We start from the raw sequence: 17,400 nt of genomic DNA on the forward strand, positions 1-17,400 counted from the left end.
GCAACAACGTGCTTACAGAGGCAACAGCTTCTAAACATATTGATGGGAAAAATCAAATATCCTTTACTGAGATTCATATTTTTACAACATGCAACAACAACCCGGATTTATTGAAGACAAACAAATTGAATGGCAGACAGCAGGCGAAGGTATCCGTCGGAAAATCATGGCACACGATCCGTCACTGATGCTGGTTAAAGTAGAGTTTGAACAAGGCGCTGTTGGCGCTGTACACAAACATGTGCACGTGCAAATAACACATATTGAAAGTGGCGTATTTGAAGTAGAGATCGCTGGTGATAAGAAAGTGCTGAAGAAAGGTGATGGCTTTCATATTCCATCAAATGTAGAGCATGCTGTTATTTGTTTGAAGAAAGGTGTACTCATTGATGTGTTTAGCCCCATGCGGGAAGATTTTTTACAGTAACAACACGATTGCAAAACGACAATTACTATTATACAAATGGAAGGAACGATCAGAGCAAATATAAAACCGGGCATGCAAGTGTTGATCATATTAAAGAAAGATCAACGCACGGGCAATCTTACAGAAGGCATAGTAAAAGATCTGCTCACAAGTGCACCCAGGCATCATCGTGGTATTAAAGTTCGTTTGGAGGATGGGCAGATTGGCCGTGTACAAAAAATTTTAGGGGAAGAAGATTCATTGTAAGAAAGAAACAACAAATAAAAATCCGGCGCAAACAAATGTTCACGCCGGATCTAATCAATACTTCTAAACCACAATCTATTTTTTCTTCTTCAATGCTTTGATCATTTCGGGTGTTGCTTCTTCAAAACTGATGGCATAACCGCCACCTGCAGCAACCCATTGTTTTAGTTTTGTTTTGTTAGTAGCAACAATCTTCCTAATGCTGTAAGCCTGTGGATTTGTTTTGTAATGTGCATCGGGCGCATCGGCATAAACAGTAGCTATGTATTGTTTGCCGTTTTCCAAAAAGTCAAATGCAATATTCGATGTGCGGGCTTCCTCTCCTCCAACACTACCTAAAAACCATTTACCTGTTTTCTTTGCTTTGCGTGCAACAGTTAAGTAAGCACCCGGCTCTGCTTCGAGGTACTTACTATCATCCCAATCAACAGCCACATCTTTGATAAATTGGAATGCATCAGGAAAGCGCATATAGTTCTCCGGCAGATCAGCAGCCATTTGTAACGGACTGTACATGGTTACGTACAACGCCAGTTGATTCGTAAGCGTACTGTTAACATGCGAATTGTTATCCGGATTGAGTTTGCTGATATCCATTTCAAATACACCCGGTGTGTAATCCATTGGTCCGCCCATTAAACGTGTGAAGGGCAATACGGCAACATGGTTTGGTTTGGAACCACCAAATGCCTGGAACTCTGTACCACGTGCAGATTCATTACCAATTAAGTTGGGCCATGTGCGTGCAATACCGGTAGGTCGTATGGCCTCATGTGCATTCACCATAATTTGATACTCGGCTGCTTTTTCGATTGCGTATTGATAATGATTAATGATCCACTGACTGTAATGATGCTCCCCTCTGGGTAAAATATTTCCTACATACCCACTCTTCACTGCATCATACCCGTTTGCTTTCATGAATTTGTAAGCCGTATCCATGTGTCGCTCGTAATTGCGAACTGATGATGAGGTTTCATGATGCATGATCATTTTCACACCTTTTGACTTTGCATATTCACGGATACCAACTACATCAAAATCAGGGTAAGCTGTTACAAAATCAAACACATAATCTTTTGACTGACCAAACCAATCTTCCCAACCAACATTCCAGCCTTCAACCAATACCGCATCAAAACCATGTTCAGCAGCAAAGTCAATATAATGTTTCACATGCGCTGTTGTTGCTCCATGCCTGCCATGTGGTTTTGCTTTTGCGAAATCAGATACGCCTAACTGCACCGCAGGAAAATCATCGGTATAAGACCATGCGCTTTTGCCAGTGATCATTTCCCACCAAACGCCTACATACTTCACGGGCTTGATCCATGAGGTTTCTTTGATCTTACTCGGTTCATTAAGATTATAGATCATCTTCGAAGAAACAACATCCCTTGCATCATCACTTACAATCACCGTGCGCCAAGGTGATGTTGAGGGCGTTTGCATATAACCTTTATCGCCAACTGCATCTGGTGTAAGCCAGCTTTCAAACACATTAGTCTTATCATCAAGATTCAGATGCATGCATGAATAGTTAATGAGTGCTGCTTCATGCAGGTTGATGTACAAACCATCATCACTCTTCATCATCAAAGCTGTTTGCACACCTGTTGGCGAAAAAGGTGTTTGCGATGCATTGCTCGAAATAGAACCTTTCATTAAGCCACGTATCTCCGATAAACGTGAACGGGTATAATCGTATTCCTGTGTATCATAATCACCGGCGATCCACCAGGCTGTATGATTACCTGCCATAGCGAATTGACTATGCTCTTCTTTAATCACGAAGTAATTAAAATTTTTCTGTGCCGGAAATTCATAACGGAAACCCAACCCATCATTGAACAAACGGAAACGGATAACGAGTTGACGGTTGGTTTCTTTTTGTTGCAACGATACAGCCAATTCGTTGTAATTGTTTCGGATAGTACTTACTTCACCCCAAACAGGTTGCCATGTTTCGTCAACAGCATTTGTTTGCGTTGTTGTAATGGTAAAATCATTGAGCAATGATTTCTTATCGTTTTTTAATTCCAGTCCAAGCTTACTTGGCAGGATCACCGCTTTGCCTTTGTACGAAAGTTGATACTCCGGTGTACCGGCTTTGTCCAACGAAAATTGTAATTGTAACTGACTGTTTGGAGAGCGAAGTTCCTGTGCAAACGTAAAGACGCACAGTAACAGGAATGCTGAAATGCAGCAAATTGTTTGTTTCATAATCAATAGTTGTTAAGAGTCAGGCGTAAAGGTAAATGTTTGAAACAGTAAATGTCCTCACGAACAACTGATCGAAATGAAGTTTTTTTCTTTGCTCAACTGATTCTCATCATTGAAAACGTTTGCGGTGATCAGAAAAAAATATAAGTTTTATCTATTGATCCCCCTTTTTCCGTACCGATCATGAAAATGAATCAAGTCATCTAAAATTTCAAATTTCTTTCCTTTCAATTTTATGTCTTGAATCCTAATAACATCTTCGGAATTATTCAAGTATAGGGCAATATACCCTCCAGGTGCTCTTCCTTCATTATGCCTCAAATCGATTCTGCTAATTTCTGTCCATTTGTATTGTTTATCATTGAATTTGTCGACCAAATCTTCTTTGGTTAATATTAAAGATGGACGGTTTGAAATTAAATAGTAAAATGTTTTCAGGTATTCCGGAAGAATCGAAATAAAAAGGAGGAATGGGATTGCAAGTAACAGTAAATATTGCCATCCTTCTGGATAAAACAAAAGAGAAAAGTAAATTAATGCAGCCGAAAGCGACCCCATGAAAACGCTTGTAAACAAAAATGTCCATTTTGAAAAATAGTAAACTGAGTTTGAATACATTTTTTGAAATCGAAATTTTGTTGAACGGACATTAGGTCCAGATAACGCCTAAATATACGTACGTTCTCATTTAAATAATCATTGACTTGTATTTCGCTTTTCTGCAAATACTGCTATAAAAAATCCATTACATCAAAAAAATCGGGCACAAACTTTCGTTCATGCCCGACCAATAAAAAACTATCAACTATCGACTATTTCTTCCCCTTCACATATTTCTCTAACCACATATGCTCTTCCCACAAGAGATGAAGAATATTTTCTTTACCACGATAACCATGTGCCTCGTAAGGTAAACTTACATAACGCACATTACCACCATTACCTTTCAATGCCTGGAACATACGCTCACTTTGAATAGGATATGTACCGGTATTATCATCTGTATCGCCATGTACCAATAAGATCGGTGTTTTGATCTTGTGTGCATAGCTGAACGGACTCATATCAAAATACAATTGCGGAGCCTGCCAATACGTACGGTCTTCGTTCTGGAAGCTGAATGGTGTAAGTGTACGGTTATAAGCGCCGCTGCGTGCAATACCGCCTTTGAACCAATTGGTGTGCGACAATAAATGCGCTGTCATAAACGCACCATAGCTATGACCACCAACACCAACACGTGTACTATCACCCACACCCATTGCTGCTAATTTATCAATAGCTGCTCTTGCATTTAATTTCAACTGATCAATAAAGTCATCATTTGGTTTTTTATCAGGGTTTGTACTTACGATCGGCATCTCTGCAGCGTCTAATACAGCATAACCCTGCGTTACCCAGAATATAGGTGAACCCCAACTGATACGTGTAAACATATTTGCAGAACCACGCACTTGTGCTGCATCACGAGCATTGGTAAACTCACGTGGATAAGCCCACATCAATACCGGTAATGGTCCATCTTTTTTTACATCATAACCTTTGGGTAAATAAAGATTACCGGTAAGGTCAACACCATCGGCACGCTTGTATGAAATTTTCTGTTTTGTAATGCCATCTAATTGCGGATAAGGATTTTTGAAATCGGTAAGCTTTTTTCCACTTTCAGCCACCACACCCTTCATTGTTTTGAGATGGTAATTCGGCACTTCACTTTGCGTTTCCCTGCGTGTGATAACGGTTAAACTGTTACGGTCAACAACATCCATCACTACCTCATATTCGTCATCTTTACAACGCCAGATAATTTCATTTTTCTTTGTTGCCAGATCGAAATAAGCAAGAAAAGGAAGATCACCTTTTGGCGATGCACCTGTTGTATTATTCATCAACAGTTTACCATCTTTCGGTATCACCACATCACGGCCATAACTGTTTTTTTCTGTTACAGGTGAACCGGGATTATTGTAGAGATCCGTCATACTGCGTTCCATCAGTAATTCCATTTCACCTGTTGAAGGATTCCAACGACTCATGCGACCGATCACTTTGCTGCGAAGCATTTCCTGTACAATAGCAAATGTGTTGTTGCCCCATGTAACACCACCGTAACGCATTTTTGTTTTAAACAATTCTTTTGGCTGTGCAGTAAATGGAGCTGCTAATGCATACACAGCATCACGAAACTCTGCCGTGTTTTTAATTAAACCACCATCCAATGCTTTGCACCAAACAATTGTAGCTGCTTCATCATCACGCCACTCAATATTGCGGGGAACATCAGCCACGTTATCATTACCACCCGGCGCTGTTTCAGATGAAGGGATCTTTGCCAGTTCTTTAATCAACTTACCAGATGCATCATGAATAGTTACAGTTGTATTAAATCCATTTGCAGGAACGACATAAGAGAATGGTTTGTTAATGGTGCGAACCAATAAATATTTTTTATCGGGAGAAGCACTGATAAAACTATAGATCGCAGGTTGATTGATCTTTGTTTCCACGCCGTTTACATTCTTCACCAATTGTGATGTAGCAAAGAATTCAAACAACTGCTCATCATAAGGCGATTTGATCATATCCTGGAAAGTAGGGCGTGGCGAAGCGCTGCCATAACTTTCCTGCACGGTTGGGCCTTTTGGTGTAATAGGACGCTTCGGCATTGCAGCCGGCGATTTTATTGTTGTTTTATACAACAGAGTATTATCATCTAACCAACTGAATGCAGCACCTAACACAACATTCAATGCCGTCTTGTTTACTTTGGTTGCTTTTTGCGTTGCAATATCTACTACATAAAGATCAACGATTGAACCGGTGCTGTTGGTAAACGCAAACTTCTTTTCGTTAGGACTCCACGATACTGAGTTTGCCAACAGGTTGGCAGGCAAACCTGCAATTTTGTACTCTTTACCTGAGGCAATATTCTTCAGTGTAAAGTTGTTGATGTAATTCTGACGGCTTTGTGAAAAATTAGCCGGGTTGATACGTAAGCCGGCAACTCTTACTTCAGGCTGCCCCAGCTCATCAACCAATGGGTACATATTTCGTTCGATCAATAACATCCATTGGCCTTTGCTATCCACACTCACAGTGGGTGTTGGTTTTGCCAAAGCCAGATCCATAATGTCTTTTGGAGGAAGTTGATAATTGACCGCATCCTGTGCAAACAGGTTGAGCGAAATGAAAAATGCGAACAAAAGGGATAATTTTCTCATGCGTACAAGTATTTAGTGATTTACGTGTAACAGTCATCTGTTCGGGTAGAAACATCGTACAAATGACTGTTTGTTCAGGATTCCGAATGTACAGATAGCCTGTCATTCTAAACAACCGTTCAACAAATTGTTTCTGATGTAAAGTGTTCTGTTGAACTTCATGTAGCTTTCTTGCTAACACTCGTAAACAGAAACACTTCAATAAAATATTTGTGATTTCAGTTTCTGCCCTTATTTTTGCGCCATGATTTTAAACGCACATACACATCATCACCATACTTGCCCAAACAGGTAAGCCAGATGATGCGTTGTGTATAACAATAGTGGAAGGCTTACGGAAGTAGGCCTTTTTTTATTGCCTGAACTGAAATAAACGAACTAAAGTAAATATGATGCAGGAAAAAAAATACACCCCGCTCAGCGAAATAAGCGGAGGTAATGCAGAAAAACCATCGAAACTCAGGATTGCAATTCAGAAGAGTGGACGATTGTACGATGATTCAGTAAAACTCTTGAACGAATGCGGTATTGAACTACGCAATGTAAAAGACCGTTTGAAAACAGAAAGTGATACGTTCCCGATGGAGGTATTCTTTTTGCGTGATGATGATATACCGCAATACGTTGAAGATGGTGTTGCTGATATTGGTATTGTGGGTGAAAATGTATTGTTTGAAAAAAACAAAAAAGCGGAGATCGTTGAAAAGCTTGGCTTTGGTAAATGCCGCTTGAGTTTGGCAATACCACGCAGCGAAACCTATCAGGGTGTACAAAGTCTCGATGGCAAACGTATTGCTACCAGCTATCCGTTTCTAGTGAATGATTTTTTAAAAAAGAACAACATCAGTGGTGAAGTACACGAGATCAGTGGCAGTGTTGAAATTGCACCGGGAATTGGCTTGGCTGACGTGGTAGTTGATCTGGTGAGCAGCGGTTCTACCCTTTTCATGAATGGATTGAAAGAAGTAGAAACGATTTTACAATCGCAATCAGTGTTGATCAAAAACAACAAACTGAATAAAGAACAGGAAATACTGTTAGATAAATTATTGTTCCGCATTAAAGCAGTAAAGAAAGCAAAGCGTAACAAATATGTGTTGATGAATGCACCCAACGAAAAGTTGAGTGAGATCATTGCACTGCTTCCCGGCATGCGCAGCCCAACGGTATTACCATTGGCGGAAGGTGGCTGGAGCAGCGTACACAGTGTATTGAGTGAAGATGAGTTCTGGGAAAAAATTGAACAGTTGAAAGCAGCCGGTGCCGAAGGTATATTGGTGGTACCAATTGAGAAGATGGTGATGTGAGGCAATTTGAAAATTTGATGATTGTGAAATTTGAAAATGAAAAAAGAGAATGCAGATCATAAAACATCCAAAGAAAAGTGAGTGGAGCAGGTTGCTCAAACGCCCGGCAATTGATTCATCATCGCTGGAAGCAAGCGTTACAAATATTTTGCACCAGGTGAAAGCAAGTGGTGATGAAGCGTTGAAACGTTTCGCTACCATTTATGATAAAGTTTCTGTTGCTGAGTTGTTGGTTTCAAAAGAAGAGATCGATGCCGCTGCTGCAACAATCAGCAGCGAATTGAAAGACGCTATTGCTCTTGCAAAAAAGAATATTGAAACCTTTCATGCAAAACAGGTAAGCGCTGTTGAGAAAGTGGAAACCATGCCCGGTGTTGTTTGCTGGCGCAAATCAGTAGCCATTGAAAAAGTTGGGTTGTATATTCCCGGTGGTACTGCTCCATTGTTCTCGACCATTTTAATGTTGAGTATTCCGGCAAAAATTGCAGGATGCAAAGAAATTATTTTGTGTACACCTCCCGGTAAAGATGGGAAGATCAATGCAGCCATTTTATACACAGCCAAACTGGTCGGCATTACAAAAATATTCAAGACCGGTGGTGCACAGGCCATTGCTGCAATGGCTTATGGCACAGAATCTGTTCCACAGGTGTATAAAATTTTTGGCCCGGGTAATCAATATGTAACATGCGCCAAACAGTTGGTACAAAAAGATGGTGTTGCCATTGATATGCCTGCCGGACCAAGTGAAGTATGTGTAATGGCTGATGATACTGCGAATGCGTCTTTTGTTGCTGCTGATCTTTTATCACAGGCAGAACATGGTGTTGATTCGCAGGTGTTGCTGGTGAGCACTTCGGAAGCAATGATCAACGAAGTATTGATCGAGACAGCAAAGCAATTGGAACAATTACCACGTAAAGAATTTGCAGCAAAAGCATTGGAGAACAGCAAAGCAATTTTGTTGCACAGCACAACAGAAATGATCGAGTTGGTGAATGAATATGCTGCAGAACATCTCATCATCAGTTGTAAAGACGATGAAGCAATTGCTGAACAGATCATCAATGCAGGTTCGATCTTTCTTGGTAACTATTCACCCGAAAGCGTGGGCGATTATGCCAGTGGCACAAATCACACTTTACCTACCAACGGTTATGCAAAAGCATACAGTGGTGTAAGTGTAGATAGTTTCGTGAAGAAGATCACTTATCAAAAATTAAGCAAAGAAGGTTTACAGCAAATTGGCAAAGCCGTTGAATTGATGGCGGAGGCAGAAGGGTTAGAGGCGCATGCGGAAGCAGTGAGAAAGAGAAGCCAATAGTTGATAGCCGATAGTTCATAGTGAATACAAAAGCACTAAACATTGACCATTCACAATTCACCATAACATGTCATTCGATTTAAACAGTTTACTCAGAGAAAATATTAAAGCCCTTGTTCCCTACTCATCTGCACGTGATGAATTTCACGGCGAAGCAAAAGTGTATTTGGATGCAAATGAAAACAGCATCGGATCTCCGTTGCTGAAATGGTACAACCGTTACCCTGATCCGCAGCAACAGAAGATCAAAGAAAAATTATCAGCAATTAAAGGAGTTTCACCCAAACAGATTTTCATTGGAAACGGCAGTGACGAATGTATTGATCTTTTATACCGTGCATTCTGCAATCCCGGTGTAGACAATGTGATCATTTGTCCGCCAACTTATGGAATGTATGAAGTAAGTGCCAACATCAACGATATTGAGCTACGCAAAGCACCATTGCTCGATGATTTCCAGTTGAACCTTGCACACATGGAAACATTGGTGGATGAGCGTACCAAACTCATCTGGATCTGTTCGCCCAACAACCCAACGGGTAACAGCATCAACCTGGCAGATATTGAAATGGTGCTGAATAATTTTGACGGCATCGTGGTGGTGGATGAAGCATATATCAACTTCTCCCGTCAACGTTCATTGGTCACATTGCTCGCCGATTACCCGAACCTCGTGGTAATGCAAACACTCAGCAAAGCATGGGGATTGGCTGGTTTACGTTTAGGTATGGCATTTGCAAGTGAAGAGATAATCAACGTTTACAATAAGATCAAGCCACCTTATAATATCAGCGAAGCTGTGCAGGAATTAGTTGTGAAAGCATTGGATAACGTGGAAGATGTGAATGAAATGATCAAAGAGCTGGTGAAAGAACGTAAACGTTTGGAAACAGAATTGCCAAAGCTTGCTGTTGTTGAAAAAGTATATCCAAGTGATGCGAACTTTCTGTTAGTGAAAGTAGTTGATGCAAGAGGCATTTATGAATACTTACTCGCAAACCAGATTGTTGTGCGTGACCGCAGTAAAGTTTTGTTGTGTGAAGGATCACTACGCATCACTGTAGGAACTGCAAAGGAGAATGATGAATTACTGAATGCTTTGCAGAAGTTTATCGTTTAACATTAACTTTAAAGCCGAAATAAATTATTCATGAAGAAAATTTCAATTGTATTATTCATCGCCGTTTCTACGTTTGCGTTCGCTACGCAACAACCCGATCTGAAAGCATCGGTGCAACGTGGCAAGAAAGTTTATGAAACATATTGCCTTTCCTGCCATCAACCCGATGGAAAAGGAATGCAGGGGATGAACCCTCCTCTTATAAAGACGAAGCAGGTGTTGGGCAATAAAACACAACTCATCAATATTATATTGGCAGGTCTCGATGAAGAATTGGTGATCGACGGCGTAACCTATTTGAACCCCATGCCTTCGCAACCACACCTGAAAGACCAGGAAATAGCAGACGTATTAACTTATGTACGCAATAGCTTTGGCAACAAAGCAAGCCTCGTTACAACTGCAGAAGTAAAAGCAGCAAGAGCTAAAATCAAATAATAAAAATGAAGCGAGTTTTATTTATCGACAGAGACGGCACACTTATTAATGAAGCCCCTCCTACTTATCAACTCGATTCGTTTGATAAGCTTACATTTTATCCTGACGTATTCTTTTACCTGCGCAAAATCGCTGCTGAACTTGATTATGAATTGGTGATGCCCACCAACCAGGATGGCATGGGTACGGACAGTTTTCCCGAAGATACTTTCTGGCCGGTACACAATTTTGTGGTAAAGAGTTTAGCGAATGAAGGTATCGTGTTTAGTGATGTATTAATCGACAGAACATTCCCCCATGAGAATGCGCCTACACGTAAGCCGGGCACAGGTATGTTTACCAAATACCTCAACAACCCCGATTATGATCTTGCCAATTCATTCGTCATTGGTGATCGTATTACCGATGTACAGTTAGCAAAGAATCTTGGGTGCAAAGCCATTTGGATGAATATTGATGCTAATCTTGGTGCTGCTGAAATACAGGACAAAGTAACAGAACTGCGTCAATCAACAATTGCTTTAGAAACACCCAACTGGAAAGAGATTTATGAATTTCTGAAACTCGGATTGCGTACAGTTACGCATGAACGTAATACCAATGAAACAAAGATCAGTGTTGAATTAAACGTTGATGGCAGCGGCAAAGCAAACATCCACACAGGGCTTGGTTTCTTTGATCACATGCTTGATCAGATTGCAAGACACGGTAAAATGGATCTCAACATCAGAACCAACGGTGATCTGCATATTGATGAACACCATACTATTGAAGATACCGGCATTGCATTAGGAGAAGCATTTGGGAAAGCTCTTGCTGATAAGCGTGGCATGGAGCGTTATGGTTTTGCATTACCTATGGATGAAGCCGATGCAAAAGTGCTGATTGATTTTGGTGGTCGTAATTGGATCGTTTGGAACGCCACATTCAAACGGGAGAAGATCGGTGAAATGCCAACTGAAATGTTCTTCCACTTCTTCAAATCGTTCAGCGACGCTGCAAAATGCAATCTCAATATCGAATGCCATGGCGATAATGAACATCATAAAATTGAAGCCATCTTCAAAGCATTTGCAAAAGCCATCCGTATGGCTGTGAAGCGTGATCCGCTGAGTAACTATTTGCCATCAACCAAAGGAGTATTGTAATTGATCTTTCAATAATATGCTTCTCCTGCTATTCGTCTTCGAATAACAGGAGAAGCTATTACAACATGCTTTCATATTACTTCCTGTAAGTAAAGCCAACCGGAGCTTTTAACTCGCCGTAATCATACATATTAATAAACAGGATCACCGGTGTTTCCAGTCCATCATAGGTAACTTCGTAACGATCAAGAAGCCCCACACCATTAAAACCGTTGGGCGATTTAAATGCGCAGCAACTTCCCTTACGTACATACGTAACTGTTTCGCCGTTGGGTCCAAGTAATGCATTAAAAAAACGTCGTTCGTTCAACGGGCCGCTGCTTTCAGTTGTACCACCCACTTTTATCGGGTTGCTTTGATCATACCCATACGTTTTATCGGTTGTAACAGCTGTAAGTGCAAATGTGCCCTGGTCCAGCATTGGATAATCCATTTTCTTACCTGTCGCTGCACTGGTTGATGAAGTGGATTGAGCTGTCTTCTTTGAGCCTGAACAGGCCGTTAGGAATAGCAAAGAAAAGAACACACAAATGAAATTAATTTGTCGCATAAGTTTTAGTTTTCAGTGAGATGCATTGGTTACGGAAATTACATAATCCTGCAACAACAATCAGCAAACAGCATGATACATAGTTCAACAGGTACTGACAACTGTCATGGCAGGAACTGAAAGTAAAAAATACTTTTATTCTATAAAATTCAGGTATATGAAAACGATTCTTGTTCCCATCGATTTCTCCTCTACATCACTGAACGCAGCTTCGTATGCCCTGCAATATGCCAAACAGGTAGGCGGCAAGCTCATGCTTATTCATGCATACCAGCAGCCCTTGTTTTTTCCACTATACCAGGGCATTGAATTATCACCTGAAGGAATGCGGGAGATCAAGAAAAAAGAACTGGAATTAGTAGCCAACCAACTTGCAGAATTACAACCATTGATCAAAGTGGAGCATATGATGTTTGATGGCGATCTGGTTGATGTACTTGCATCACTCACCGATGCGATGAAGGTATCTTTTATTGTAATGGGTATTACCGGTGCAGGCAAACTGAAAGAGAAATATATTGGCAGCAATACATTGGCCGTAGCAAAAAATTGCAAAGTACCTGTCTTAATCGTTCCCGAAAATGCTGTGTTTACACGCATCAACGACATTGGTTTAACAACCGATTTCAGAGATGTGATAAAAACCATACCTGATCATATAGTTAGCGAACTCATCAAATCAACAGGTGCAAGGTTGCATGTTCTGAATGTTGACTTTAAAAACAGGCAATGGACAAATGATACCCCTTTCCAAAGTGGATTGGTTGAAACCATGTTCCAGCAATATCATCCACAATACCACTTTATTGACAAACAGGATATGGTAGAAGGATTGAATGAGTATGCCAATAAATTCAGTATTGAATTGCTATTGGTGATACCGCAAAAACATAACCTGATTGAAAGAATATTCTCAGGAAGTCATACAAAAGAACTGATCTTTCACAGTGATGTTCCTGTGATGGTGATGCATGAGTAAATTCTTAAACAGCGATATATGGAATAAACAAAGGCAAAGGTAAATCTGGCGGGTCTGGCTATGTTGGCCAGACCCGTTTTTACAATATGGTTTGGTTTGTTACAGTAGAACGAAAGCAACGTTCCTTGAAGTATAGTTATTTACAACTGCTCACTACGCTGCTTCTGCTTAGCAAAAAGGATCGTTCTCTACTTTTCCAGCAAACTTAATTTTCGTTTACTCGATTGGTTTGACGGATCCAATTCAAGTGCTTTCCTGAAACTGGCTATCGCTTTATCGTTGTTACCTGCTGCAAGATATGCATCGCCCAAGCTATTATAGGTGTTGGAAGACATGGGGAACTGGCGTGTAGCTAACTGAAAGGTTGCAATAGCCTTATTTAATTCTTTTTTGTCTAATAACGTGTACCCAAGAATATTTAAAACCTGCATCCAGCGGAAATCTGCATATCTGCTCTTCACTACAGCAAACAATTTATCAATTGTTGCACTGTCCATTGTTTCAAGTTGATCCATTAGTGGTTTATACATCGGCGACCACCTTAATTTGAAAAATTGAAACCGCTGCACCCGCATCATTTGCCCTGTTTCAGTTGCTCTGCGTATTAGTTCGTTCACATAAACAGTATCAGCATAAATTTCCTCAGGCCTTGGAGCAATACGTTCAATCTGGTCTTCCCATGTGCCACGAAAAATAACGGCATCCACAATTTCTCTGATGGGCTTTTCAATGAACTTCGAAGTATCAACCGGGTTTCCTTTTGCATCTTCACGATCATTGGCCCAGGGATAGAAGGCGGTAAAATCAATATTCCCGATTTTGCTTTTTGTTAAAGTCAGGAGGCTTGGTATAGTAATCTTTTCTTGCTCTATGATCTTTTTTGTAATGGCATCATTTGTATTTACACTTCCCCATATACTGTAAACCTTGCCGGGATACTTTGTATCCAACAGTTGAACAAGGTTGCGGTCTTTTACTGAAAGTTCTGTGGCGCCTGCATAGTTAAACCATACATCCCTGCGCACAAAGTGCAGATCACCATAAATAAGTAAAGCGGTCTGTTGTTTTTTCAACACTTCGTTTTCTATAATTGCATATGCATTTGAATCCCTTTTTTCCTCACCTTGTTCAAATGGTGGGTCGCCTAATAACACACGAACCTTTTGATGAATGGGTAATGATTGATTCAGCTTTCTTATTTCACGAAAAAACTGTTCGTAAATGGGATTATCCCATACAAACAACTGTGTTGTATTGCGCCAGCATTTTTGCAGTAATGAATCAGGAACGTCTTTTCCACTTGTAAAATCATCCATTATATCCTGGTGCGCTGATGTGCCAAATTCAACCACAATATTTCGTACGTTGGCTGCAAAGTTTTTTTCATTAACAAGCGAATATAACCACTCAGCTGTTAAGGCGCTGTTGTGCATGCCTTCGCCAATGGCAACCAACGGGAAACTATCAAACAATTCAATTATTTCCCGGTTTACGTGGCTGAAATTTGTTTTTGGGGTAATTGATTGCGCCGCTAAAATTGATGTTATCGCTACTTGAACTGCAACCGTAATTATCTTCTTCATCTAAGAACGATTTCATGAATAAATATGCCCACCTGACAACTGTTTAAATGTAAACATTCCTTCTGGCAGGCGCAAGTCGACAACTGATTTTTCCTGTACTTACTAAGTTGTTAATACTAAAAACTATACGCTACCTGTTACTTTAAACAATATCTGAATGAATTTACTTCGCCTGTTTGCATTATATTGTAGCTTAAACCAAATTGTGAATGGAAACCTTCGAAAAGTTTATTGACTTTGCTAATTCTATTATCTGGAGTAATGCACTCATCTTTATATTACTTGCCATTGGTATTTATTTTTCGTTCCGGATGCGCTTCTTCCAGCTGCGGTTAATAAAAGACATGATCAAACTGCTTGTTGAAAATGATAAATCAAAAGCAGGTATCTCATCCTTCCAGGCATTATCGGTTTCCCTGTCGGGGCGTGTTGGTACCGGCAACATTGCAGGTGTGGCCACTGCAATTTTTATTGGTGGACCCGGTGCTGTATTCTGGATGTGGCTGGTAGCTTTTCTTGGATCAGGTTCTGCCTTTATTGAATCTGCCCTCGGTCAAATCTATAAAATAAAAGTAAAAGGTGAATACCGTGGCGGCCCTGCTTATTATATCGAAAAAGGATTTCAGAATAAAAAAATAGCAAAGCCTTATGCCATTGTATTTGCTATTGTTACCATTGTTGCCACAGGATTATTGTTGCCCGGTGTACAATCGAATGGTATTGCCGGAGCAGTAAAAAGTGCATTTGCTATTGATCATATGTACACTGGTATTTTGCTGGCCGTGCTGTTAGGACTAATTATTTTCGGCGGTATAAAAGCCATTGCAAATGTTGCACAATACGTTGTTCCGTTCATGGCCATTGGTTATATTCTTGTTGCACTGATTGTATTAGGCATCAACTATGAAAGAATTCCGGAAATATTTTCTCTGATCATTACCAGTGCATTTGGTGCCAAAGCAACTTTTGGCGGCATCATTGGTGCCATGATCACCATTGGTGTAAAACGTGGTGTATACAGTAACGAAGCCGGACAAGGCACAGGACCACACCCTGCCGCTGCTGCTGAAGTTTCACATCCGGCCAAGCAAGGTTTGGTGCAGGCATTCTCCGTTTACATTGATACATTGTTTGTTTGCTCAGCCACAGCATTTATGATCCTTGTTACGGGCATGTACAATGTTAAAGGACCGGATGATCAATTGATCGTTAATAATAACGTGTATTATACACAGGATGGTGTAAAACATCCTGATGGAAGTGCCACGTACACCCAGGCAGCTATTGATAAAACCTTCAGTGGAAAAGAAACTTTTGATGAAAATTATGTTGGCGCAGGCAGCTACTTTGTTGCCATTGCCTTATTCTTCTTTGCGTTTACAACACTCATGGCTTATTACTACATTGCAGAAACAAACGTGGCCTACCTTACCCGAAAACGGGGTGGGCCTGCGTTGATGTTCCTGTTGAAAATTGCGATACTTCTGGCAGTATTCTTTGGCTGTGTACGTACAGCAAAAGTTGCATGGGGACTCGGCGATATGGGTGTGGGTCTTATGGCCTGGCTCAACATCATTGCCATTATTATTCTGCAAAAACCTGCCTTAGTTGCATTCAAAGATTACGAAAAACAAAAAGCTGAAGGAAAAGATCCTGTGTTTGATCCTGTTCCTTTAGGAATTAAAGATGCTGATTTTTGGGAGAATGAATTTAAAGAACAGAAGCCTTAGTTGATGTATTGATACAGATTGCTTCGCTGATGCAAACTATGTTAGCAGGCGAAGCAATTTCTTTTATAGTTATGAGATTACGAAGGCAGGGTTGCCAAACCTTAAGCAACCGTGATAATCACATTCCCGGTTTTTTGCCCGGTTTCAACATACCTGTACGCTTCCACAATATCATCGAGTTTGTAATGCCTGTCGATGACCGGTTTGAATTTACCTGCTTCAACCAATTCTTTTAAAAAGATAACATCGGCTTTGCTGATAGTTGGCAATGGGAACAATACTCTTTTACCACCTGTTAACGGAGTAGTGAGTGCAAGAAAAACATTGGCACTGTTCTTTCCTAATTCGGTAGAAATATAAATTCCTTTTTCATGCAGCAGCTGTTTGCATTTTGCAAAAGAACTTTTGCCTACTGCATCAAACACAAAATGAAACCGATCAGTGAGTTTTGTAAAGTCTTCTTGTGTATAATCGATCACTACATCAGCACCTAACGATCTTACCAGTTCAACATTTTTTGTATTGCATACGGCCGTAACTCTTGCACCAAAATGTTTGATCAACTGCACAGCAGCAGAACCAATAGCACCTGTTGCACCATTCACCAATATATTCTGTCCGGCCTGCACTTTTGCTGCACGTATGTCGCTCAGGGCATAATGCCCACCTTCTGTAATCGCAGCAGCTTCTTCAAAACTACTTTGCTGCGGCATGGTTGTAAATGCTCCATCTTCTGCAATACAGATGTATTGTGCATGTGCGCCAAATGTCACATCGTTATACCCAAACACTTTGTCGCCTGCTGAAAATGAGCGTACGTTTTTACCAACAGCTTCAACAACACCTGCAAACTCATTACCCAGTGTTTTGAATTTGGGTTTGAACAAGCCGCTGAAAAAACGGGAGATAAAATATTCTGCACTGCGGAAACCACAATCGGTTCTGTTTACTGTGGTGGCATACACTTTAATGAGTACTTCATTGTCCTTCTGTACAGGTTTTTCAACTTCCATTACCTGTACTACTTCGGGCGGACCGTAGATTTTGTTGACAGCTGCTTTCATTGTTTGGTAAGGTTTTGTATTTAACAGAACAACCTTGTGT

General features: G+C 40.5%; 15 protein-coding genes. 9 read left to right on the plus strand and 6 right to left on the minus strand.

Annotated elements, in window-relative coordinates; translation table 11 throughout:
- Nucleotides 1-88 precede the first annotated feature (88 nt).
- Nucleotides 89-427, plus strand: coding sequence for a cupin domain-containing protein (locus VK159_RS20945; RefSeq protein WP_324232127.1), 339 nt, complete (start codon nt 89-91; stop codon nt 425-427).
- A gap of 36 nt (nt 428-463) precedes the next feature.
- Nucleotides 464-673, plus strand: a complete 210-nt coding sequence (locus VK159_RS20950) for a YwbE family protein (RefSeq protein WP_324232128.1) — start codon at nt 464-466, stop codon at nt 671-673.
- A gap of 75 nt (nt 674-748) precedes the next feature.
- Here the strand turns inward: VK159_RS20950 and VK159_RS20955 are convergent, their stop codons facing one another.
- From VK159_RS20955 to VK159_RS20965, 3 genes are all read right to left on the minus strand, one after another.
- Nucleotides 749-2,896, minus strand: coding sequence for a glycoside hydrolase family 97 protein (locus VK159_RS20955; RefSeq protein WP_324232129.1), 2,148 nt, complete (start codon nt 2,894-2,896; stop codon nt 749-751).
- Between the two features lie 150 nt (nt 2,897-3,046).
- The gene (locus VK159_RS20960) at nt 3,047-3,514 is read right to left on the minus strand and encodes a hypothetical protein (protein WP_324232130.1); all 468 of its coding nucleotides are present in this window, start codon (nt 3,512-3,514) and stop codon (nt 3,047-3,049) included.
- A 194-nt stretch (nt 3,515-3,708) separates the two neighbouring features.
- Complete coding sequence (locus VK159_RS20965; RefSeq protein WP_324232131.1) at nt 3,709-6,117, minus strand: alpha/beta hydrolase family protein; 2,409 nt, start codon at nt 6,115-6,117, stop codon at nt 3,709-3,711.
- A 389-nt stretch (nt 6,118-6,506) separates the two neighbouring features.
- Between VK159_RS20965 and hisG the strand changes: the two genes are divergently transcribed.
- From hisG to hisB, 5 genes are all read left to right on the plus strand, one after another.
- Nucleotides 6,507-7,424 (plus strand): ATP phosphoribosyltransferase, encoded by a 918-nt coding sequence (gene hisG / locus VK159_RS20970; protein ID WP_324232132.1) that lies wholly within the window; start codon nt 6,507-6,509, stop codon nt 7,422-7,424.
- Nucleotides 7,425-7,473: 49 nt separating this feature from the next.
- Nucleotides 7,474-8,748 carry a histidinol dehydrogenase gene (gene hisD / locus VK159_RS20975; protein WP_324232133.1) on the plus strand — a complete coding sequence of 425 codons (1,275 nt, stop codon included), beginning with the start codon at nt 7,474-7,476 and terminating at the stop codon, nt 8,746-8,748.
- Between the two features lie 67 nt (nt 8,749-8,815).
- Entirely contained in the window at nt 8,816-9,868 is a 1,053-nt protein-coding gene (gene hisC / locus VK159_RS20980; RefSeq protein WP_324232134.1) for a histidinol-phosphate transaminase, read from the plus strand.
- A 30-nt stretch (nt 9,869-9,898) separates the two neighbouring features.
- Nucleotides 9,899-10,306, plus strand: a complete 408-nt coding sequence (locus VK159_RS20985) for a cytochrome c (protein ID WP_324232135.1) — start codon at nt 9,899-9,901, stop codon at nt 10,304-10,306.
- A gap of 5 nt (nt 10,307-10,311) precedes the next feature.
- Complete coding sequence (hisB, locus tag VK159_RS20990; protein WP_324232136.1) at nt 10,312-11,454, plus strand: bifunctional histidinol-phosphatase/imidazoleglycerol-phosphate dehydratase HisB; 1,143 nt, start codon at nt 10,312-10,314, stop codon at nt 11,452-11,454.
- Nucleotides 11,455-11,530: 76 nt separating this feature from the next.
- On the opposite strand, the gene VK159_RS20995 is transcribed toward hisB, so the two are convergent.
- On the minus strand, nt 11,531-12,004 hold the full coding sequence (locus VK159_RS20995; RefSeq protein WP_324232137.1) for a hypothetical protein: 474 nt from the start codon (nt 12,002-12,004) through the stop codon (nt 11,531-11,533).
- A 157-nt stretch (nt 12,005-12,161) separates the two neighbouring features.
- Here VK159_RS20995 and VK159_RS21000 point away from each other — a divergent pair, with 157 nt between their 5' ends.
- On the plus strand, nt 12,162-12,983 hold the full coding sequence (locus tag VK159_RS21000) for a universal stress protein (protein ID WP_324232138.1): 822 nt from the start codon (nt 12,162-12,164) through the stop codon (nt 12,981-12,983).
- Nucleotides 12,984-13,171: 188 nt separating this feature from the next.
- Here VK159_RS21000 and VK159_RS21005 read toward each other — a convergent pair whose 3' ends face one another.
- Nucleotides 13,172-14,566, minus strand: a complete 1,395-nt coding sequence (locus tag VK159_RS21005; protein WP_324232139.1) for a tetratricopeptide repeat protein — start codon at nt 14,564-14,566, stop codon at nt 13,172-13,174.
- A gap of 209 nt (nt 14,567-14,775) precedes the next feature.
- On the opposite strand from VK159_RS21005, the gene VK159_RS21010 reads away from it, so the two are divergent.
- A complete protein-coding gene (locus VK159_RS21010; RefSeq protein WP_324232140.1) occupies nt 14,776-16,296 on the plus strand; it encodes an alanine/glycine:cation symporter family protein in 1,521 nt (506 codons plus the stop codon).
- A 101-nt stretch (nt 16,297-16,397) separates the two neighbouring features.
- On the opposite strand, the gene VK159_RS21015 is transcribed toward VK159_RS21010, so the two are convergent.
- Nucleotides 16,398-17,360: an NAD(P)-dependent alcohol dehydrogenase gene (locus tag VK159_RS21015; RefSeq protein ID WP_324232141.1), complete on the minus strand. Its 963-nt coding sequence runs from the start codon at nt 17,358-17,360 to the stop codon at nt 16,398-16,400.
- Nucleotides 17,361-17,400 lie beyond the last annotated feature (40 nt).

Origin of the sequence: Lacibacter sp. (assembly GCF_035299325.1) — a bacterium.
In the GTDB taxonomy this organism is placed as follows: Bacteria; Bacteroidota; Bacteroidia; order Chitinophagales; family Chitinophagaceae; genus Lacibacter.